16 protein-coding genes are annotated in these 20,674 nt (G+C 70.7%); 10 read left to right on the top strand and 6 right to left on the bottom strand.

The window, feature by feature from the left end:
- Positions 1-13 precede the first annotated feature (13 nt).
- Entirely contained in the window at positions 14-1,729 is a 1,716-nt protein-coding gene (locus KME78_RS50110) for an SGNH/GDSL hydrolase family protein (protein WP_219537075.1), read from the bottom strand.
- A gap of 175 nt (positions 1,730-1,904) precedes the next feature.
- Between KME78_RS50110 and KME78_RS50105 the strand changes: the two genes are divergently transcribed.
- The 7 genes from KME78_RS50105 to KME78_RS50075 all read left to right on the top strand — a co-directional run bounded on the left by KME78_RS50105 (position 1,905) and on the right by KME78_RS50075 (position 10,466).
- On the top strand, positions 1,905-3,548 hold the full coding sequence (locus tag KME78_RS50105; protein ID WP_219537074.1) for a SulP family inorganic anion transporter: 1,644 nt from the start codon (positions 1,905-1,907) through the stop codon (positions 3,546-3,548).
- Between the two features lie 130 nt (positions 3,549-3,678).
- Positions 3,679-3,837: a hypothetical protein gene (locus KME78_RS50100; protein ID WP_214635454.1), complete on the top strand. Its 159-nt coding sequence runs from the start codon at positions 3,679-3,681 to the stop codon at positions 3,835-3,837.
- A gap of 23 nt (positions 3,838-3,860) precedes the next feature.
- Positions 3,861-5,945: a B12-binding domain-containing radical SAM protein gene (locus tag KME78_RS67645; RefSeq protein ID WP_219537073.1), complete on the top strand. Its 2,085-nt coding sequence runs from the start codon at positions 3,861-3,863 to the stop codon at positions 5,943-5,945.
- Complete coding sequence (locus tag KME78_RS50090; RefSeq protein WP_219537072.1) at positions 5,942-6,955, top strand: multinuclear nonheme iron-dependent oxidase; 1,014 nt, start codon at positions 5,942-5,944, stop codon at positions 6,953-6,955. Before KME78_RS67645 ends, KME78_RS50090 begins: the two co-directional genes overlap by 4 nt.
- On the top strand, positions 6,952-7,707 hold the full coding sequence (locus KME78_RS50085; RefSeq protein WP_219537071.1) for a hypothetical protein: 756 nt from the start codon (positions 6,952-6,954) through the stop codon (positions 7,705-7,707). The genes KME78_RS50090 and KME78_RS50085 overlap by 4 nt, the downstream gene beginning before the upstream one ends.
- 33 nt (positions 7,708-7,740) lie before the next feature.
- On the top strand, positions 7,741-9,726 hold the full coding sequence (locus KME78_RS50080; RefSeq protein ID WP_219537070.1) for a RiPP maturation radical SAM C-methyltransferase: 1,986 nt from the start codon (positions 7,741-7,743) through the stop codon (positions 9,724-9,726).
- The gene (locus tag KME78_RS50075; protein ID WP_219537069.1) at positions 9,723-10,466 is read left to right on the top strand and encodes a DUF5825 family protein; all 744 of its coding nucleotides are present in this window, start codon (positions 9,723-9,725) and stop codon (positions 10,464-10,466) included. Before KME78_RS50080 ends, KME78_RS50075 begins: the two co-directional genes overlap by 4 nt.
- Here the strand turns inward: KME78_RS50075 and KME78_RS50070 are convergent.
- The 3 genes from KME78_RS50070 to KME78_RS50060 all read right to left on the bottom strand — a co-directional run bounded on the left by KME78_RS50070 (position 10,447) and on the right by KME78_RS50060 (position 16,224).
- A complete protein-coding gene (locus KME78_RS50070) occupies positions 10,447-11,238 on the bottom strand; it encodes a Stf0 family sulfotransferase (RefSeq protein WP_219537068.1) in 792 nt (263 codons plus the stop codon). The genes KME78_RS50075 and KME78_RS50070 overlap by 20 nt on opposite strands.
- Positions 11,239-11,280: 42 nt before the next feature.
- The gene (locus tag KME78_RS50065; protein ID WP_219537067.1) at positions 11,281-14,730 is read right to left on the bottom strand and encodes a lantibiotic dehydratase; all 3,450 of its coding nucleotides are present in this window, start codon (positions 14,728-14,730) and stop codon (positions 11,281-11,283) included.
- Between the two features lie 300 nt (positions 14,731-15,030).
- A complete protein-coding gene (locus tag KME78_RS50060) occupies positions 15,031-16,224 on the bottom strand; it encodes an erythromycin esterase family protein (RefSeq protein WP_219537066.1) in 1,194 nt (397 codons plus the stop codon).
- Between the two features lie 77 nt (positions 16,225-16,301).
- Here KME78_RS50060 and KME78_RS50055 point away from each other — a divergent pair, with 77 nt between their 5' ends.
- Entirely contained in the window at positions 16,302-17,051 is a 750-nt protein-coding gene (locus KME78_RS50055; RefSeq protein WP_219537065.1) for a MerR family DNA-binding transcriptional regulator, read from the top strand.
- Positions 17,052-17,055: 4 nt separating this feature from the next.
- On the opposite strand, the gene KME78_RS50050 is transcribed toward KME78_RS50055, so the two are convergent.
- On the bottom strand, positions 17,056-17,682 hold the full coding sequence (locus KME78_RS50050; protein ID WP_219537064.1) for a TetR/AcrR family transcriptional regulator: 627 nt from the start codon (positions 17,680-17,682) through the stop codon (positions 17,056-17,058).
- A gap of 91 nt (positions 17,683-17,773) precedes the next feature.
- On the opposite strand from KME78_RS50050, the gene KME78_RS50045 reads away from it, so the two are divergent.
- Positions 17,774-18,748: an aldo/keto reductase gene (locus tag KME78_RS50045; protein WP_219537063.1), complete on the top strand. Its 975-nt coding sequence runs from the start codon at positions 17,774-17,776 to the stop codon at positions 18,746-18,748.
- 60 nt (positions 18,749-18,808) lie between these two features.
- Here KME78_RS50045 and KME78_RS50040 read toward each other — a convergent pair whose 3' ends face one another.
- Complete coding sequence (locus KME78_RS50040; RefSeq protein WP_219537062.1) at positions 18,809-19,393, bottom strand: TetR/AcrR family transcriptional regulator; 585 nt, start codon at positions 19,391-19,393, stop codon at positions 18,809-18,811.
- An 86-nt stretch (positions 19,394-19,479) separates the two neighbouring features.
- Here KME78_RS50040 and KME78_RS50035 point away from each other — a divergent pair, with 86 nt between their 5' ends.
- The gene (locus KME78_RS50035; RefSeq protein ID WP_219537061.1) at positions 19,480-20,667 is read left to right on the top strand and encodes an FAD-dependent oxidoreductase; all 1,188 of its coding nucleotides are present in this window, start codon (positions 19,480-19,482) and stop codon (positions 20,665-20,667) included.
- Positions 20,668-20,674: the final 7 nt, after the last annotated feature.

Here is a 20,674-nt window from a genome sequence, read left to right as displayed (position 1 = left end):
GGCGATTGGGAGGTCAGTCGCTGTCGCCCGAGGACAGCCAGTCGTCGATCATCTGCTGGATGTCGGCCGGGTCGATCTTCTCCTTCTTCTGGCAGGGGTCGGATTTCACGGTCCGCATGAACTGGACCCAGGTGAGATCCATGGGCTCCCTCAGGCCACCGCCGCTCAGCCTGGAGGTCGTGACCGTCACCTGTAACCCGGGCTCCGCGGTCTTGATCTCGCAGGGGTCCGACGTGGGTGTGTTGTCGAACGGGATGCCGCCCGGCGGCAGGCCGGACGGCGCGCTGCTGTAGGTGGCCGGGATCCAGGTCGACGGTGACGGGCCGCCGGGGCTACCGCCCCCTGGGCCACCGACTATGGGTGCTCCGGGGATCGGCTGGAGCGGGATCGGATTGTGGACCACTTCGATCGGGATCGCTATCTCACCGTCGGTGTTGATGAAGTGGCAGATGCTGTCGATGTCGGTCTCCTCGCAGACCTCATCCGGGTGAGCCATCGCCCATTCCTCGAACTGCTGGTCGGCGTCCGGATCCTCGGCGGCGGCCTGCGCGTCCACGTGGACGCGGTTGAAGTCGGGCCCGTTCGGGAACCAGGCGGGGAACTCCTGGGCCATCCAGGTCGCCAGCCCCTGTCCGAGCGCCACCGCGCCCGGCTCGTTGGGGTGGAAGCTCTCCTGGTACGCCTTGAAGAACCGGCCCTGCCCGAAGATGTTGCCCCGGTAGCGCACCCCGTTGAAGTACGAGTCCGGCTGGCCGAGCTCGTGACCGGCCACCAGACTGGTGCCGTTCGGCCCCGCCGTGTTCGGGTCGAACACGTGCACCTTGACGTTCGGGAACCTGGCACGGAACCGGTCGACCGCGTCCTTGATCGCCTGGTTCACCGCGACGGCGAACGGATACATCAGGTCCAGCGCCGCGCCGGAGATCTGCTTGATGTCAGAGTTGCCGGACTGTTTGACGGCCAACGGATAGAGCGCGACGATGATGTCCGCCTTGTCGGCGGCCTTGTTCACGTCCACCAGGCCCTGTTCGACGTTCGCCGAGACCTGTGGCATCTGCCCGATCAGCCGGTTGACCTCCATCTGAACGGCGCGGATCTGCCGGGAAACCCAGTTCGCCCTGGTCCATCGCCAGAAGTACACCTCGAACGCGGTCGACATCAGCGATCCGAAGCCGGCGTCGTTGCCGCCGAGCCCGAAGTAGACGAGGTTGGTGTTCGAGGGGACGCCCTGGAGCTGGGGCGCGTTCCTGATGGCGGTGCACTTCTTGCACTCGGTCTGCGGCTGGGTGAGGTGTTTGGTCTCGGCCCCCGACGACGCGTTGAAGATCATCTGGTCGTTGCCCCACGCGGTGGGGATCTCCGTGGGGGAGACCGTGTAGCCGCCGAGCTGGTAGCGGTTCGCCTCCAGGTAGTTGAACGCCAGAAGGAACGGCGCGAGCCCGCTCTGGTGCCGCCAGTCCTCGTCGCCGTTCTGCTTCCGCTTGTAGACGTGGTTCCGGCTCGCGCCTTCACCGCTCGTGTAACTGTCACCGAACCCCGCCCAGATGAGCGGCACCGGCGTCGGCGGCACGGTCGGCAGGACGGTGGGCGGAGGGACCGGCGTGAGCGTCGGCACGGTCGGCTGCGTGGTCGGCTGGAAGGTCGGCGGACCCGCGTTGGCCGGAACGGTGCTCAGCATGGTCGTGGCGAGTGTGGCCACGAGCCCGATCAGGCCCAGCCGCCGTAACACGGGGCTCCGCCATAACCGGCGTGGTGGGTGCATGGGCATGCCTTTCCTGTTCGGAGGAGCGAAACGGGTGGCATTGCTGCACGCATCATCCGCCGCTGGGCCGCCCTTAACATCAGGTGCTCTCCGCCCGACCACCCTGAGCCTCAAGGCGTCGGTGTGCGATACAAAGCAGAATGTGACCTCGTTTCTGACCGGGTATCAGCGCGCATGGCTGCGCGGTGATCTGCTGGCCGGGCTCACCGTGGCCGCCTACCTGGTCCCCCAGGTCATGGCGTACGCCACGGTCGCCGGGCTGCCTCCCGTGGCCGGGCTGTGGGCCGCCCTGGCCCCGCTGGCGCTGTACGCGTTCCTCGGCTCCTCCCGGCAGCTGTCGATCGGCCCCGAGTCGACGACCGCGCTCATGACGGCCGCCGCCATCGGCCCACTGGCCGCGGGCGATCCTGGCACGTACGCATCGCTCGCGGCCGGTCTGGCCGTCGTCGTCGGGCTGCTCGCGCTGGTCTGCTGGTTGCTGCGGCTCGGGTTCGTCGCCGACCTGCTGTCCAAGCCCATCCTGGTCGGCTACCTGGCCGGCGTGGCGGTCATCATGATCGTCAGCCAGCTGGGCAAGCTCACCAGGACCTCGGTGTCCGGCGACACCTTCCGCGACCAGCTGGTCTCCTTCGCCGGCGGGTTGCCGAACCTGCATCCGTGGACCCTGCTGCTGGCCGCGACCGTCCTGGCCTTCCTGTTCCTGTTGCAGTGGCGCTGGCCACGGGCACCCGCGCCGCTCCTCGCCGTGCTGCTGGCCACCGGCTGCGTCACGGTCTTCGGGCTGGAGCGCTACGGGATCAAGGTGGTCGGCACGATCCCCTCCGGGTTGCCGACGCCGGCCATGCCCGCTCTCGGCGAGTTCAGCGAGCTGGTGCTGCCCGCTCTCGGCGTGCTCCTGGTGGGCTACAGCGACAACATGCTGACCGCGCGCTCCTTCTCCGCCCGGCACAACCAGGAGATCAACGCCAACCAGGAGCTGCTCGCCTTCGGCGTGGCCAACGTGGGCGCCGGGGTGCTGCGCGGCTTCCCGGTCAGCAGCAGCGGCAGCCGTACCGCACTTGGCGACGCGGCGGGCAGCCGCACCCAGCTGTACTCCCTGGTGGCCCTGGCGGGAGTGGTCGCGGTGCTGTTGTTCGCCGGGCCGTTGCTGACCCACTTCCCGGCCGCCGCGCTCGGCGCCATCGTCGTCTACGCGGCTTTCCGGCTGATCGACCTGGCGGAGTTCCGCAGGCTGGCCACCTTCAGACGCAGCGAGCTGCTGCTCGCTCTCGGCGCGTTCGCCGGGGTGCTGGTCTTCGACATCCTGTACGGGGTGCTGCTCGCGGTCGCCTTGTCCGTGGCCGAAATGCTGGCCCGCGTGGCCCGTCCCCACGACGCGATCCTGGGCCTCGTGCCGGGGCTGGCCGGAATGCACGACGTCGACGATTATCCCGAGGCGCGTACGGTGCCCGGCCTGATCGTTTACCGCTACGATTCCCCGCTCTTCTTCGCCAACGCCCAGGACTTCAGGCGTCGCGCTCTGGCCGCCGTCGACCAGCATGAGGGCGCGGTCTCCTGGTTCGTTCTCAACGTCGAGGCCAACGTCGAGGTGGATATCACCGCCTTGGACGCGGTCGAGGCGCTGCGCGCCGAACTGGTCCGCCGGGGCATCGTGTTCGCGATGGCCCGGGTCAAGCAGGATCTGCGTACCTCACTCGATGCCTACGGGCTTACTGCCGCCATCGGTCCTGAGCACCTGTTTCCCACGCTGCCGACCGCTGTGGCTGCCTTTGAGCAGTCAATTTGATTTATAACGGTCCTTATTACGCCATTCCGGCGCCCTTTCAGATTCGGCGGCTATTGACGCGAAGAATCGCTTGACTATCGTTGAACGGGTTAAGCCCATGACTGTCGGCAGATTCCCACGAGGAGGAACCGTGGCCGCGGTGAAACCCGAAATGCTCATCGACGACGAATTCACCGAGCTGGACCAGCTCGAGGTGATCGAATCAAGCGAACTCAAGCTCAGCGGGTCGTACCACTCCTACACCTACAAGGCGGCCGAGGACACCGGCGACCTGCCTGCCAGGGCCTGACGAGACTCCCGTCCGGGCAGATCGTGCCGTCTGGGCAGGAGGCAGGCGGCGAGGGTGTCGACGTCCTGCTCATTTTTCCGCCGCAGACCGAGGCCAGGTTCTTTCCCTATCTGAGCCTGCCCTACCTCAGCGGTCATCTACGGCGGCGAGGGCGGCGCGTCCACCAAGCCGACCTGAACATCGCCCTGCTGCACGACCTGCTACGGCATCCGGAGCTGCTGGGCGACGTGGTGCGCGACCAGCCGGACACCGGCGCGGGCACCTGGTACCGACGGGCGATGGCCGACGTCGTCGCCGGACACATCGACGAGCTCCGGGCCCACGTCCTGCGGAAGGAACCGCCAGGCGCACTGGGCCCGGCCCGTGCGGTCCGCCTCGCCCACCACGCGATCGAGCTGCTCGTGCGCGACACCTTCCTCGTCCGGACATGGCGGGATCTGGCCCAGCTCGACGGTGCGGCACGGCAGGCCGCACTGCTGCCGCCCGCCGCGTCGGGGCTGCCGATCGAGCGGCTGTACGACATGGTCGAGGCGCTGCTGACCCGGCATAGCCCGCGCGTGGTCGGCCTGTCCGTGGCGTTCTTCAGCCAGCTCGCGCCCGCGCTGCTCATCGCCGCCTGGGTCAGGCGGCTGCGGCCGGACGCCAAGATCTGCCTCGGCGGCCAGCAGGTGATGATCCGGCACGAGGAGCTCGCGCCGCTGCCCGGCGTCCGGGCCGCGGTGGACGCGCTGTGCTGGACCGCCGGCGAGCAGCCGCTCGAACGCTGGCTGGACACGCTGGACGGCGATGCCCCGCAGGACGCGGTCCCCGGCATGATCTGGCTGCCCCGCGCCGCGCCCGCCCGCCGGTCCGAGCAGCCGGTGACGCTGCGCTTCCACGACCTCGGGCCGCCCGACTTCGCCGGGCTGCCGGTCCGGTCCTACCTCAACGAGACCATGGAGGTCGCGCTCATCTCGTGCGTCGGCTGCTACTGGGGCCGGTGCGCGTTCTGCTCGTACGGCAACCGGTCTCTCGCGCCGGGCGCCTACCAGCAGGGGACGGTGCGCCAGATCGCCGACGCCGTACAGACGGTGGTCCGCGACACGGGCGCGGAGTTCGTGTCGATCTCCGATGAGAACACCAACCTGCGGCTGATCGTGAAGGCGATGCGCGAGGTACGCGAGCGCGGCGTCAAGGTGGGGTTCGGCGTACGCAGCAGGCTGGACGCGACCCTGGCCGATCCGGCGTTCTGCCGGAGCCTCGCCGAGGTCGGCTGCGAGCTGATGTCGGTGGGCTACGAGGGGACCTCCCAGCGGCTGCTCGACCTGATGGACCGGGGCGTGCGGGCGGCCGACTACCAGCGGATCGTGGAGAACGTCGCGTCGGCGGGCATCGTCCTGCGGTTCTCCGTGATGGGCTACGTCTTCGACGAGACGGACGCCGAGTTCGAGGAGTCCTTGCGGTTCCTCGCGGCGAACCAGGAGCGGATCGGCATCGACGCGCTGGAACTCATGGTGTCCGAGCCCGGCAGCAGGCTCGCGCGGGACCCGGACGGCTTCGGCCTCTCGCTGGACACCTCTGGTGCTTTGGCCGGGAATCCCGAGCTCAGTTATCTTTCCGGGCGGGTCGGTCATCCGCTGACCGTGCTCGACGGCCCGACCCGGGCTGAGGCGCTCGACCGTCTGGTACGGGTCTTTCACACGGTCCGGCCGGGTAAGGCGAGCGCGATCCTGCCGCGGCGGCCCGCGTCCGGCGCCGCGTCTCGGGCGGCTGTCGTCCGCGCGGGCGTCGCGGCCGTCAGGCCGTATCCGTGGGTACGGATCGTGCCGGCGGGCGTCGACGTGGCCGGGGTTCCGGACGCGAGCGGGGACCGGGACGGTCGGATCGTGGTTGCCGACCTGGTCTGGGAGCGGTTCTACGCGCTGCCTCGGCGTGACGTCGAGCAGCGGGCCGACGGCCTGCTCGGGGCGCGCACCGCCCACGGGCGCCGGCTGCTGGCCGGCCTGGTCGAGGTGACGGCGGGCACAGACCAGACGGGCGCGGACCAGGCGGGCGCGGGCCGGTCGGGTGCGGTGCGTTGGGAGGCGCCCACCGTCGCAGGTGGGGAAGCCGTCAGGAGGCCGATATGACGACCGACATCACGACAGGGACCAGGCAGGCGGTCGCGACGGGCAGGCTGGGGTTCGGTCTCCTCATGGACATGCCGTGGGGCGGAGGGGCGCTGGGGCGGCGAGGCGTCGGGTTCGTGGAGGCGGACGACGGCGGGGACATCACCCCACGGGTACGCGCCTTCGCCCAGCGCCACGGCGCCGACTTCGCGTACGCGGCCTTCGCCTACCAGCCACGCTCACGCGCGACCCCCCGGGTGGCCGACTACGTACGCGCCTACGACCGCTTCTTCGAGGCGCTGCCCGCCGGGCTCGACCGGGCCTTCCACCAGACCGAGTTCAACATGGGCACACCCGAGCGTTACGACCGGCGGCCCGCGGCCGAGTACACCAACGAGCTCGCCGCCCGCTACGGATTCCGCTGGGTGGTCGAGGACCTCGGCATCTGGAACCTGCGCGGCTACCCGCTGCCGTACCCGCTGCCGCCGCCGCTGACCGAACCGGGCCTGGAGATCGCCACGCGGAACGTGGCCGAGACCGCCGGCCTCCTGGACCTGCCGCTGCACGTCGAGTTCCCCGGCTTCACCGAGGGCGGGTCGTTCGTCCTGGGGCACCTCGACGCGTTCGCGTACTTCACCCGGCTTGCCGATGACGCCGACGTGCAGGTGACGCTCGATGTGGGTCACCTGCTCAGTTATCAGTGGCTGCGCGGGCGTACCGGCCGCCACATGGTCGACGACATCGAGGCGCTGCCGCTCGGGCGCTGCCGCGAGCTGCATCTGTCCGGCTGCCAGATCGTGAAGGGCAAGTTCCGCGACCTGCACCACGGAGTGCTGCTGGACGAGCAGCTCGAACTCACCGAGTACCTGCTGCCGCGCTGCCCGAACCTGCTCGGCGTGACCTACGAGGACCCGATGTTCCGCGACGACGGCCGGCTCGTCGAGAAGTCACGGCGGAACTACGGCCGCCTGAAGAGGCTGGTCGGTGCGTGGCGGGACGGGGCGCCGCAGCAGGACAGGACGGCGCCGTGAGCACCCCGGGTGTGCGGTCTCTCGACGGTGAGCGGCTCGCCGAGCTGATCATGCGGTTGCTGCTCGACGGCCGGCTGCGGGAGCGGCTCGCCGCCGAAGGCGCCGCGGGTGTGGCCGCGGACGCCGGTGAGCTGGAGTGCCTGGAGACGATCGACCTGGACGAGCTCGACGCCGCCGCGCGCCGGTTCCGCTCGAACATCTGGCGGCTCGGCACCGGGGGCAGCCTCGCGGCCACGTTCCCGCGCAGCGTGGCGCTGTTCGCGGCGGCCGGCGTCGGTGAGGCGGAGTTGCTCGACGGCTTCCTCTTGTCGCCGAGTTTCGCCAGGTTCCGGCTGATTCCGTACGCGGGGCCTGGGGTGTCGGTGGAGGAGGCGTTCGCGGCGTACCTGCGCGGCTTGGGCGAGACGCGGCCCGACGCCGCGATCCTGCGGGAGACCATCGACCACGAGCTGATGATCGCCCTGTTCACGGCGCTGGCCTGCGAGCAGCCGCTGTCGTTCGTCATCGAGAGCGAGGGGATCGTCGAGACGGATCGCGGTCACGCCGCCCTCCGCCGGTACGCGCCGGCCGCCCTCGCTTCCTGGGACGAGGCCGGGGCGGGCGACGGCGCCGTGCCGTACGCGTACTTCGCCACGCCCGCCGGGGTCACCCGCGGCGTGGTCTCCGAGCGTGTGGCCGCGGCGTTCGCGGCCACCCCGACTGCCGAGAGCGACGCGGCGCGGCGCGCGCTGTCCCGGCGTGGCCTGTGGTGACCCGGTACGACCTGGAGATGAGGGGCAAGACCCATGCACATCGTGTTGGTGGACATGCCGTGGTCGTCGATCGACGCACCGTCGCTCTCGCTCGGCGTGCTGAAGCGCCGGGTCCTCGACGTGTTCCCCGATGACGAGGTCGATGTCATACACGCCAACCTCGACTACATCGACTGGGTGCACGCCCACGTCGGGTTCACGTTCGAGGAGTACGACACCTTCGTGAGCTCCTACTTCTCCGGCCACAGCGAGTGGATCTTCTCGGCGGCGCTGAACGAGCGGCCCCGGTGGAAGGTGGCGGAGTACGCCGAGTTCCTCGGCGGCAGCGTGCCGGAGCGGATGCTCGCCAAGGCGACGGAACTCCACGAGCTCGCGCCGCTGTTCATCGAGGAGACCGCCGATCGGATCGCGGCCATGAAGCCGGACGTGGTCGGGTTCACCGCCACCTTCGCCCAGAACGCCGCGGCCCTCGCGGCGGCGCGGGAGGTCAAGAAACGGGCGCCGGACTCCGTCACGGTGTTCGGCGGGCCGAACTGCGAAGGACCGCAGGGCGCGGCGATGCACCGGAACTTCCCGTACGTCGACTTCATCGTGCGTGGCGAGGGCGAGCTGGTCTTCCCGCAGTTGCTCACCGCGATCCGCGCCAGGGCCGGCACGGGCACCGGCACCGGGGCTGCGGGCGATGTCAGTGGGATCGCCGGTCTGTGCTGGCGCGGGCCGGACGGCGAGTCCGTCACGAACCGGGTGGAAGCCCGGCCGCTGCCGCCGGAGGCACTGGTCCCGCCCGACTTCGGTGACTACTTCGAGCAGCACGCGAGGTCCGTCGCGGGCACCTGGGTGGAACCGCGGCTCACCGTGGAGGGGTCGCGCGGCTGCTGGTGGGGCGAGAAGCACCACTGTACGTTCTGCGGGCTGAACGGCTCGCTCATGCAGTTCCGCAGCAAGGACCCCGGCCGGTTCGTCGACGAGATCCTCACCCTCGTCGAACGGCACCGGGTCCTCGACGTGTGGGTGACCGACAACATCCTCGACATGACCTACCTGTCCTCGATGGCCCCGCGCCTCCAGGAATCCGGCTACGACCTGCGGATCGGCTACGAGATCAAGTCGAACCTGCGCCGGGACCAGTTGGAGACCCTGCGCGCGGCCGGGATCGACTACGTGCAGCCAGGGGTGGAGAACCTCAGCAGCCGGGTGCTCACCCTGATGGACAAGGGCGTGAGCGGCTGCCTGAACGTCCGGCTGCTGCGCGACTCGGAGACCGTCGGCATCAACCTGAACTGGAACTACCTCTACGGCTTCCCGGGCGAGTCCGAGGCCGACTACGACAGCGTGATCGACCAGGTGCCCGCCCTGCATCACCTCATGCCGCCGTCGAACGCCACCCGGCTGAAGGTCGAGCGCTTCAGCCCGTACTTCGACCGGCCCGAGCTGGGTTTCGGTGAGCTCCGTCCGGCCGCGCAGTACCGGCACATCTACGATCTGCCCGAATCCGAGCTCGCCGACCTCGTCTACGTCTTCGACTCACCGCGCCGCGGCATTGACGCGGGCTGCCTCGACCGCCTGCGCGAGGCCGTCGCCGACTGGAAGGACGCCTACTCGCGCAGCCGCCTGACCCACTGCGATCTGGGCGACCACATCGTCCTTGTGGACACCCGGCCCGGCTTCTCCTGGCACCTGCTCGACCTCACCGAACCGCTGGAGGTGACGGTGTTCCGCCTGCTCGACACGCCGCACAGCCCGGCGGGGCTCACGCGCAAGGCCGCGGCCCGGCACGACGGTGTGACCGAGGGCGTGATCGACGAGTTGCTCGCCCGCTGGCGCACGCTCGGCCTGATCTTCTGCGACGCGGGCCAGGCGGTCCATGTCGCGCCGGCCGTCGCCAACCAGGACCTGATGCGTCTCGACGGCGAGAATCTCAGCCGTGGCGAGCCGCTCGTACCGGCGCTCGCGGCGATGCCGGCCTCGGCGGCGGCGGTTCCGGTCTCGGCGGCGGTTTCGGTGGGGACGTCCCGATGAGCGGGCCGCCGGCGTGCGTCCCGCTGACGCTGTGGAAGGACCGCGACCCGGCGGCCATGCGGGTCCCGGGCATGTACGCGGGCCGAGTGGAGGCCACCGGTGATCCCGTCGCGACCGTGTCGCGGGTGGCGGAAGACGGCGTCCAGCTCGCCCGACTGGAGGACACGGTCGATCTGGAGGACGCGGACGGTGCCGCGGCGGTGGCCGCGCTCACCGTCATCCGTGAGCTGACCAGCCACGGCATTGCGGTCGACTGGACCATCCACATGCCGGCCGGCACGGCGGGCTGGCGGCCGCTCAGCCACCTCCATCCGCCGACGGCCGTGTACGCGGACTCCACCGAGGACGACGTCGTGGGCTCCGCCGCGGATGGCGTCGTGGGGTCCGCCGCGGGCGGCGTCGTGGGGTCCGCCGTGGGCGGCCTCGTAGGCTCGGTCGGGGACGGTATCGCGGCGGCGTGGCGGGAGTCCTTTCACATCGCGAAGTGCGGCTATCGGCTCGGGCCCGGCTTCATCGAGATCCGCGACCGCCGGACGGGCTCGTTCAAGCGCCTGGTCATTCGCAACCCGCACCGCGAGGAGGCGATCGCACCGCTGCTGCGCGGCGTGCGGGTGACGGCCCTCTCGCCGGCGGTGACGGAGCGCTACCTGCGGGCGGACCTGCTGCATCGGGTGGGCGGGTTCGTGTGGTGGACGCCGTACCGGATAAGGCGCTGGCCGCTCAGCTCGACGATTCCTTAACGATCGCCGCGCCGTCTCCATATCGGGCGCTGTCCCGCTCGAACATCTCCAGCCACCGTTCGGTGATCTCGCCCGACTGGCGTTTGATACCGGGTTCTGGCAGGGAATCGGGCGGGTCGACGCCCAGGTGTCGCAGGCAGCCGAGGACGGTTTTCGGATAGTCGGCCAGCATGTCCTCGTAGAAGACGACGTGCGGGACGAGGTCGTGGCGGTCGAAATACTGCTGCCACACCCTCGTCTCGCCGTCGAGGTGTTGCAGGTGGCGGCGGATCTCGGCGTAGTCGTACTGGGGCTCGGAAAGTGCCCGGCTGGTGGACAGATAGATTCCGTCCACGATCCAGACGCCGGTCTGCCTCGCCAGGACGTACGAGATGGCCTGCCGGAGCCGGTCCCTGCGCCGCAGCCAGATGTAGTGGGGCGACATGAGGAGTTCGTCCAGGTCGACTTCGAGTCCCTGTAGGTGCTCGCCGTGTACCTTGATGCCGAAAACTCCGTTCGGACTGGTCCGGCAGGTCATTAATTTAGCGATATAGCCTTTCACCAGGTCGGCCGGATCGGCGGTGTCGAATCCCCAGCGCTCGAAGTAGTCGAGGACATGGGTGTCGGTGAGATATCCGTCGGCGAAACCGGCCCGCCTGGTGTGCCAGAGTGCGCGGACGAGCATATTGCTGCCGGAGCGCGGTGCCGCGGCCAGGACGTAGCGAATCGGCGGCAGCCCGGCGAACGGCGGAAAGTCGAATTCCCGGCTGTTGGTCCGAAAGAAAGGCGCCACCACCCATACCTACCACCGCGCCACGCGATCACACAGAACACGTCAAGCGTTGTCGCCCGGTGCGGCGCCGTCGCCCGGTGCGGCGCCTTCGCCCAGTGCGGCGTCGTGACGAGCGGCGTCGTGACGAGCGGCGTCGTGACGAGCGGTGAAGGCCAGCGCGACGGCGCGGGCCAGCTTGCGGCATCCGCGTTCAGCCTCGCGGTCGATTCCGAGCGCCCGTAAGTGGTGCATGTGCATGAAGGACTCCATCACCGCCAATTCGCTCAGCTGTGGGGCGTCGGCGGCGAGCCGGTCCATATAGGCGGCCACGGCTCGCCGCCGGTCCTGCCATGCGGCGACGATCCGCGAGCCGCCCGGGATGGCCCGTAACGCCGCCCGGTCCTCGCTCAGGCCCGCCAAGCCGACCGCCTGGCGAACGACCGCGCGGTCGCTCGCGGGAACGGGCCCGCGCGGGGGGTGCTCGATCTGCCAGCGCACCCCCGCTGCCTGGTCTTTCGCCATGGCGGCCGTGAGATCGAGCAGGCTCGCGGCGGTGAGCGCGTGCGGGTGTACCTGACGAGCCGCGGACAGGGCCGCGAGCTGGGCGACCACGGCGGCGGAGTCGGCCGCGAAGGCGGCCTCCGCGGCGGCCAGCACCTGTCCCGAGCCGTACCGGGCGGTCTCCGGGTGGTACGTGTCCAGGACCAGGTCCCCGACGAGACCCCGGCCGCGAAGATCGGCGACCCACGCCCCGACGCGGGCGGAGGCCGGACCGTAGTCATGATCGCCGGCGAGGTGCAGGCGCAGCCGTAGATGCGGGCGAGGGTCGCGGTAACGCACGAACCACCACATCGGCGGCTCGTCCCACGTCTCCAGCAGGTCGGACAGGTGCTTGGTGAGGATCGTGTCGACCACGCCGGGATGCCCGTACAGCTTGGCGAACAGGACCCCCGCTCCCGGCAGGATCCCGTCCTCGCGCCCGACCAGCGACAGCGGCCCCGGCCTGGTCACGGCGGCGGGTGCGCGGGCGGACGGCGTGGTGGCGGCCAGCGAGATGACGATCTCGTGCGCGCGGCGGCCGAACCAGCCGTGGTCGGCGGGTCCCGCCGCCTCCGACACGACGGCGGCCTCACCGGCGCCGTCCAGGTGGGCGCGGAGCAGCGCCAGGCTCATGGGCTCGTCCAGATCCAGCCGCAGGCGGCGATCCTCCGTACCCACGGACACAGTGGCGGGCAGCCCCAGGCGGACACGCAGGTCTGTCATGGCCCGCACCCAATCCGGCCACGCGGTGTCCGGCCCGGGCAGGGCGTCGGCGGGGATGAGCCACCGCGCGGGAGCGAGCACGCTACGGCCGTAGCGGACCCGCGGCAGGAACGGCAGACCCGCCGCCGCGCCCCAGGAGAACGGCGACACCACAGCACCCCGAGCACGCGGGATCTCGAACAGCAGGCGCGCGATCGGCGGCATGGCCCGCCGGGCGACCGCGCTGGTCAGCACCGGCTCCACCACCTGCCGCCGAGACCGCGACAGCAGGTACATCCGGTCGTTGTCCGCGGTGACCGCCAGATCCCGCCAGGGGATCCGCCCGGGTGAGCCGGTCCGGTGCTCGGCCAGAGTGATCAGCTCCGGCAGCAGGAGCGGGGTGCGGGCGACCTCCTGGGTACGCGCGTTCCGGGCCGGGAACGACAACTGCGCCGGCACGGCACCCTCCACCGAAACCGGCAGCCGATCGTACAGACCGGCCATCCGCCGCCGGTCACCGTCCGGCAGCAGATCGACGAACCGACCGCTCAGGCAGGCCGCCGTGCCGTCGACGGCCAGCACCGTCAGGGTGAAGGCGTCGGCGGCCAGCGCGTCGACGGTGGGTGCGCAGACCTCGGCCACCAGTTCCATGTACGGGAGCGGTCGCGCGCGGCCCCTACCGTCCGTGGCCTGGCGCTCGATCGGAGCACGGTCCCTACCGTCCACCGCCAGGTCCTCGATCGCGGCGTCGTTCGTACTGTCCGCGGCCAGGCGCTCGATGGCGGCGTCGTCCAGTACGATCTCCCGCGCGCCGTCCAGGGCCGCCTGCTGCGCCAGCGCCAGTAGCCGCCGGTCCCTGCGGGACAGGGGCTCGGCCGGCTGCCGTGGTTCCCCGTAGTGTGCGGGGAAGCCCAGCCCCGCCGTGTCGTCGACGAGCTGCTCGATCGGGACGACGGCGCCGGCTCCGTACCGCTCCAGGAACCTGACGTGGTACTCCCGCCAAGCCGGGTGCCCCGCCGGGTGCGGCGTCAGCCGCAGGAGCGCCCCGGCGGCGGCCTCCGCCTCGGCCGCCACCTCTGGCGGCAGTACCACGGTGCCGTCCAGCCGCAGGTCCACCTTGAGCGGCTGGACGACCTCGACCGGCAGCGCGGCCCGCATCCGACCGGCGACCGCTCGCCTGGCCCGCCGGGCGGCCTCGCCGGTCGCCTGGTCCGTTGCTCGCAGCTCCTCGTGGATCGCGTACAGCTCCTGGACCAGTGGGGTGACCTCGCCGAGCGCGTCCGCTGCCACGGCTCGCAGCTGGTCCAGTACGTACGCGAGCCCGTCGACGCTGGTCGAGGGGGGACGCAGAGTGGTGATCAGCACCCCGCACGTGACCAGCTCCGCGACCATCGCCTCGATCGCCGGGACCCTGGCGCCGGGGAACGTGGCCGCCAGCCCGTCGATCAGGTCGCCGATCTGAACGGGCGCCCGGGCCAGGTCCATGACCGTCCGGACGGCCGGGCCGTGCCGGACCGACACCTCCGACAGCTCGCTGCGGGCCGGGTCGCCGGCGTGCGGCTGCCAGGGCACCACCAGCCGTTCCCCGCGTACGAACGCGAGATCGTTCACCACGACGGGGAGACGACGCCGCAGCTCCGGAGCCGATTCCAGCCGGGCGATCACCGCGGCCAGCCACACGCCGTCCGCCGTCGTCCTCGTGCACAGCGCCCCGGGCCGGCCCGCCGACGCCGCGCCAGAGGGTGGGACGTCGGTCCAGCCCGTTGGTGTTGTGTCGAAGCGGAGTGGGGCCACGCCGGCGAATGTTCCGAAAGGTGTGGCACGGCCGCGCATCCGTACCAGATACCGGGCCAGTGACAGCGCCATGCGCCGGAGGCGGGCGGCGCGGGGGCGGCGGCCCGCGCACACCGCCTCGATCTGGGCCGCCAGGACCGGACTTGCCATGGAGACGGCCGCCGCCACGGAATCTCGTGCCCAGACCTGGACGAGCCACTCGCGCCATCGTTCGGCGCCGACCTCGCCGTCCGGTCCGGCGCCGACCTCGCCGTCCGGTTCTGCACCGGCCGCACTGTCGGGTTCGGCGCCCGACTCGGCGGCCGGTTCGGCGCCGGAGCCACTGTCCGGGTCGGCGTCGGTCTCGCCGCCCGGGTTGGCGCCGGGCTCGGCGGGCGGTTCGGGCCACGGCGGGAGATCCGGTTCGATCGTGTGCGCGGTGGCGCGGATCAGTGCCGCGTCCAGGTGCCGGTACGGCTGCGAACGCTGCGCATTCACCCTGATGCCTCCCACCCACGGCGGCGTCCGGGGCGGCTCGGGAGGGCCGCCATCCTGAGTGTCGCACATGACCAGTTTTGTCCCAGCAAGATGATCGCCACCCGCACGAGATGCCAGGCAAAGCGCCCGGTTGGCTACGCGGCGAGGTCGTCTTCGTCATGCTCCGCGCAGGGCCACGACGCGCGACCCTGGAGACCCGCCCACGCAGGGCCACGACGCGCAACCCTGGAGACCCGCCCTCGCGGGCAAGAGCCCCGGCCTGGATCATCGGCGCGTGGCCCCCGTTGTCTACGTCGCCACTCAGATTTCCTTGAAAAAGACGATGGCGTCGATCTGGTCGGTGGTGGCCGGGTCGAGGGCGAAGTAGGTGTGGTCGGCCGGGACGCGAGGCGTCAGCTTCCGGTCGAGGCAGCTGGGATCGAGTACGGCGCGGGCGGCGGGGAGGGTCGACAGGAGCCCTTCGAGGGTGTCGGGATGGGGGATGTCGGAGCCGCGGGTGCCGAAGGTGGTGGCGGCGAAGGCGTACTGGTCGCCGAGGTGGGTGCCGATGATGGCGCCGGCGCTCCACCACTCCAGCGTCCGGCCCGCCAGGGGGCCCCAGCCATCCGGCAGCAGCCAGCGGCTCTTGTCTTTCTGCAGGTGGCGGTTGTGGGCGAAGGCGAGGGTCGGGCCGCGACGGGCTTCGCGGCGGACGATGGCGTCGAGGTTGTCGGCCATCATCGCATCGCGCAGGCACATGAGCGTGCCGACGCGGGTGGGCGTGGTGTCGGCCATGCCGGCGTGGTAGCGCAGGAGCCCAGCGGCGGAACGGGCGTGCAGGTCGGCGCGCCACCAGTCGTCGGGGGAAGTGGCGGCCGTCAGGTGGGGGGCGTGCGCGGTGAGCAGTGCGCGCACGTCGTCGGCGATCAGGCGCAGTTCGTTGGCCTCAGGGGTACGGCCGACGGACTGGGTGGGGTCCGTCGTGGCGGCCGGGTTGGTCCAGCGCTCGTCGGGGCCGAGCAGTTCGTCGAGGGTCTCGCGGTTCCAGGGCAGGTCGAGGTGGGCGGCGAGGTAGTCGTGCAGTGCGGTCAGGGCCGGGCGCGGGCTGCCGGGGCCGGTGATCTCCAGGGGACCGTCGAAGCCGTAGAAGCGGAGCCGCTCGTACGGGGGACGCTGCTCGTTGTGGGCCCGCATCCAGCGCAGGAGCTCGCGGTTGGCGGGTGAGGCGCCGAGACCGTGGCTGAAGCCGTTGCCCATCGCGTCCTCGAGGGTCCCGATGCCGTCGGTGACGTACGCGTCGGCGGTCAGGGCCGCCAGGCAGTGGCTCTCCAGGGTGATCGAGCGGTAGCCCTCGTGTTCGACGAGGTGGCGGAAGAGCTCGTTGCGCAGTTCGGGGAAGGCTTCGACGCCGTGGGTGGGCTCGCCGAGGCCGAGCAGGCGGGTGGCGGGGGAAAGGAGCGCGGTGAGGGCGCGGGGGGTGAAGGGATGGGCGGCGTCCTGGATCGAGGTCGTCATACCTTCAACGGTATCGTTGAACCTTTTGTGTAAGCTTTGGCGGTGTTTCCGGCCGTTGACGAGGATGTACCTTCAAAATGCGACCCATAGATCTGGCGCGCGAGCACGGACTGTCCACGCAGGCGGTACGCAACTACGAGGAGGCGGGGTTCCTGCCGCCTGCCGAGCGGTCGCCGCACGGCTACCGCGCCTACGCGCCGCGCCATGCGGTGGCGTTGCGGGCGTTCCTGGCGTTGATCCCCGCGCACGGCCACGCGACCGCGGGGGCGATCATGCGGGCCGTGAACGGCGGCGCGGTCGAGGAGGCGCTGCGGCTGATCGACGAGAGCCACGCGCAACTGGCCGGCGACCGGCACACGCTGGAGGCCGTGGAACGGGCCCTACGCGACCTGGCACCACCGCGCGAGCCGGAATCGCCACATGGGCCGGAGTCGCGCGAGCGGACATCGCCGCGCGACCTGGCGCCACAGCGTGAGCCGGCAGCGGGTGTGACGTTCATCGGGCCGCTGGCGCGCAGGCTCGGCATCCGGCCGGCGACGTTGCGCAAATGGGAGCGGGCCGGACTGATCGTGCCCCGGCGCGACCCGCGCACCGGCTACCGCGTCTACACCTCCGCCGACGAACGCGACGTACTGCTGGCCCACCAGCTGCGGCGGGGCGGGCACGGGCTGGAGCAGATCGCGCGGGTTCTGGAGCGGGTGCGGGCGGCGGGCGGACCGGAGCCGCTGCAGGCGACGATGCGGGAGTGGCGCGACCGGCTGACGGCGCGGGGCCTGGCGATGCTGGCGGGCGCGGCCGCGCTCGACACCTATCTGCGGACGCCGTGAGCACTCATCGGAGCAGGCGCTGGAGGTAGCCGGTGATGTGGTCGCGAGCGGCGGTGACGGCGCGGGCGGCGAGGCTGTCGATGTCCTCGGGTGGGCGGCGGGTGACCTTCATGAGCAGGGTGGCGTAGCCGTGTGTGGTGGACAGGTGGACGTACACGAAGTCGGCGGTGTCGGCCCAGGACGTGTCGGCGGGCAGGACGGCTGAGGCCAGGTCCATGAGCGTGCCCGTGAGGTGGCGGCTCTGCTCCTGGATGGTCGGGTGGTGGGGGCCGCTGAAGTCGTACGAGTAGATGAGATCGATTCCGGCGCGATGCTCCAGGACATAGCGCGTGTAGGCGCCCGCGGTGGCGGCGAACCGGTCGAGCGGGTCGGGTCCCGCCTGCTCTGCCGCCGCGGCGAGCAGGTCGGTGATCTCGGCGAGGATGGCGGCCGCGCAGGCGGCCAGGAGAGCCTCGCGATCGGGAAAGTGGCGGTACGGGGCGGCCGAGGACACGCCCGCGCGGACGGCGACCTTGGCCACCGAGAAACCCGCGACGCCCGTCTCGCCCAGGAGGGCGATGCCCTCGCGGATCAACCCGGCACGCAGGTCGCCGTGATGGTAGCCGCGTCGCGGTGTCGTGGGACTGCTCACGGCGAACGATTCTCCCCCTTTCTCGATGTTAGAGTACTCTTACTTCATGTAAGTACACTCTAACATTCGGAGAAAGCGCAGGTCGGACAGCATGCAGCAGCGAAATCTCGGACAGCAGGGCCTGACCGCGTCGGCGCTGGGATACGGCGCGATGGGCATCTCCATGGCGTACGGGCCCTCGGGCAAGCAGGAGGGCGCCGCGACGATCCGCCGGGCGCACGAGCTCGGCGTGACGTTCTTCGACACGGCCGAGCTGTACGGGCAGGGGGAGAACGAGCGGATCGTCGGGGCCGCGCTCGCACCGGTACGGGACGAGGTGGTCATCGCGACCAAGTTCGGGTTCGACTTCACCGGCACCCGGCAGGGCGGTGTCGACAGCCGTCCCGAGCACATCCGCGAGGTTGTCGACAACAGCCTGCGCTACCTCGGCGTCGACGTCATCGACGTGCTCTACCAGCACCGCGTCGACCCCGCCGTGCCGATCGAGGACGTGGCCGGGACGGTCAAGGAGTTCGTCGACGCCGGCAAGGTCCGCTACTTCGGCCTGAGCGAGGCGGGCGAGAACACCATCCGCCGCGCGCACGCCGTACACCCCGTGTCGGTCCTGCAGACGGAGTTCAGCCTGTTCGAGCGGGAGGTCGAGGTCCTCTTCCCCGTCCTGCGCGAGCTCGGGATCGGGTTCGTCCCCTACTCGCCGCTCGGCCGGGGCTTCCTCACCGACCAGGCCAAGCCCGGCGCCGAGTACGACCCCACCGACATGCGCTCCTGGGACGCCCGCTTCCAGCCCGGCAACTACGAGAAGAACCTGGCGGCCACCCGCCTGCTCGCCGACCTGGCCGCCACCAAGGACGCCACCGTCGCCCAGCTCGCCCTGGCCTGGCTCCTCGCCCAGGGCGACGACATCGTCCCCATCCCCGGCACCCGCGACCCCAAGCGCCTGGAAGAGAACGTCGGCGCCGCCGGCCTCACCCTCGACGACGCCGATCTGAAGCGCATCGCCGACATCCTCCCGGCCGGTGGCTTCGGCGCCCGCTACCCCGCGGAGTACCTCCCGACCTGGGACTGACCGCCCACGATTCACTTCACCGGAACGGGTGCCCCTGGGCAGGAGCGCCCGTTCCACGGCTCACTTCTGCGTTGCGCGGGCGAGTGCGGTGCTCGCGCGCCGGGCGGCCGCGATGACATCGTCCGGGCCGGCCTCCGTGCCCCGCGCCGACAGGAGCGCGGCGCCGGCCGTGTCGAAGACCATGCGCGTGAAGAGGCGGTCCTCCATGCTCGCCCCTTCGCCGACGAGCAGGTCGATGACGCGGTCGAAGTCCGAACGGATGTCTCCGCCGCCTTCCGCCAGCCGCCTCATGACCGGCTGGTTGGCCTGCGCGAAACGCATGACCTGCAGGTTTTCCGGCGTGGTGCCCCCCACCCAGCGCAGCGCCGCCTTCTCCAGCCGATCAGGCGCAGGCGGCTGCGCGGCGAGCCACTCGATGAAGTCGTCGAGCTCGTGCCGGCGCGCTTCCACGAGGCTCGCCACGATCTCCTCTTTGTTCTTGAAGTGGTAGTACAGCGAGGATTTCGTCATCCCGAGCGCGCTGGAGATGTCGCGGGTCGAGGTGCCCTCGTACCCCTTCTCCGTGAACAGCCGCAGCGCGACGCGGAGGATCTCCGCGCGGGTCTCGGAGCCCGTACGCCGGTCGCTTCCCGTGTTCGTCGACATGACCTCATTCTACTTGCTCAACGAACGCCCGTTCAGCTACTGTCGAGCTAGCTGAACGAACGCCCGTTAAGCGAGGAGCTCAAACCATGCCCGTACGTATCGCCATCGTCGGCGCCGGCCCCGGCGGCCTCATGTGCGCCCGCGTCCTGCAAGGACACGGCATCGACGTCACCGTGTACGACGCCGACGCCTCTGTCGAAGCCCGCGACGCCGGCGGCACCCTGGACCTGCACGCCGACACCGGACAGATCGCCCTGGAGGACGCCGGCCTGTTCGAGGAGTTCATGAAGCTCGCCCGGCTCGAAGGGCAGGCCAAGAGCCGGCTCGACCAGCACGGCACCGTGCTCGACGCGTTCGTCCCCGACCAGGACGACACAGCCGCCCCGGAGATCGATCGCGGGCAGCTCCGCGCCATGCTCGCCGAGCACGTACGGCCCGGCACCGTGCGGTGGGGGCACAAGCTGGTCACCGCGACCCCGCTCGGCGACGGCGGGCACTGCCTCGAGTTCGGCAACGGCGTCACCGCCGAGGTGGATCTGGTGATCGGCGCCGATGGCGCGTGGTCTCGGGTCCGGCCGCTTCTGAGCGACGCCACGCCTGACTATACCGGCGTCTCGTTCCTCGACGTCCGGTTCGAGGACGTGGAAGAGCGTCATCCCCAGATCGCGAAACTCGTCGGGGACGGCCACATGTTCGCCATGGACGGCGACGGCCGGGCCATCATCGGCCAGCGCAACAGCAACGGCCAGATCCGCGCCTACCTGGCCATGCGGACCAGCCTCGACTGGCATGGCGAGGCCGGCGTCGACCTGGACGACCCGGACGCCGTACGACGGTTCCTGCTCAAGGAGTTCAGCGGCTGGGCCGAGGAGATGCTGCCCTTCCTCACGGACGCCGACGGCGGCTACCTCAACCGCCCGATCTATGCCCTTCCCGCCCCGCTCACCTGGGCGCGTACGCCCGGCGCGACGCTGCTCGGCGACGCGGCGCACCTGATGGCGCCCCTCGGGGGGTACGGGGTCAATCTCGCCATGCTCGACGGAGCCGAGCTCGCCCACGCCATCGCCGAGGAGGCCACCCTCGACGAGGCGCTCACCCGATACGAGGCCATCATGCTGCCCCGCTCGGGACAGCACGCCGTCGCCGCCAACGGCGGACTCGACGGGTTCTTCGCCACGGACGACTTCCCTGACCACGAGGCGGAACACCAGATGTACCGGGAGACCGCCGCCGACTACCGCCGCGGGCAGTCGCGTACCACGCCGGCGACATGATGCAGAA

Origin of the sequence: Nonomuraea guangzhouensis (assembly GCF_019396345.1) — a bacterium.
In the GTDB taxonomy this organism is placed as follows: Bacteria; Actinomycetota; Actinomycetes; order Streptosporangiales; family Streptosporangiaceae; genus Nonomuraea; species Nonomuraea guangzhouensis.
The sequence above is the reverse complement of the archived record's forward strand: the minus strand, read 5'-3'. Positions and strand labels throughout refer to the sequence as shown.

Coding starts and splice junctions, on each gene's coding strand:
- KME78_RS50075 (WP_219537069.1), top strand. CDS start 9,723: ATGAGCGGGCCGCCGGCGTGCGTCCCGCTGACGCTGTGGAAGGACCGC.
- KME78_RS50060 (WP_219537066.1), bottom strand. CDS start 16,224: ATGACGACCTCGATCCAGGACGCCGCCCATCCCTTCACCCCCCGCGCC.
- KME78_RS50055 (WP_219537065.1), top strand. CDS start 16,302: ATGCGACCCATAGATCTGGCGCGCGAGCACGGACTGTCCACGCAGGCG.
- KME78_RS50040 (WP_219537062.1), bottom strand. CDS start 19,393: ATGTCGACGAACACGGGAAGCGACCGGCGTACGGGCTCCGAGACCCGC.
- KME78_RS50090 (WP_219537072.1), top strand. CDS start 5,942: ATGACGACCGACATCACGACAGGGACCAGGCAGGCGGTCGCGACGGGC.
- KME78_RS50045 (WP_219537063.1), top strand. CDS start 17,774: ATGCAGCAGCGAAATCTCGGACAGCAGGGCCTGACCGCGTCGGCGCTG.
- KME78_RS50080 (WP_219537070.1), top strand. CDS start 7,741: ATGCACATCGTGTTGGTGGACATGCCGTGGTCGTCGATCGACGCACCG.
- KME78_RS50035 (WP_219537061.1), top strand. CDS start 19,480: ATGCCCGTACGTATCGCCATCGTCGGCGCCGGCCCCGGCGGCCTCATG.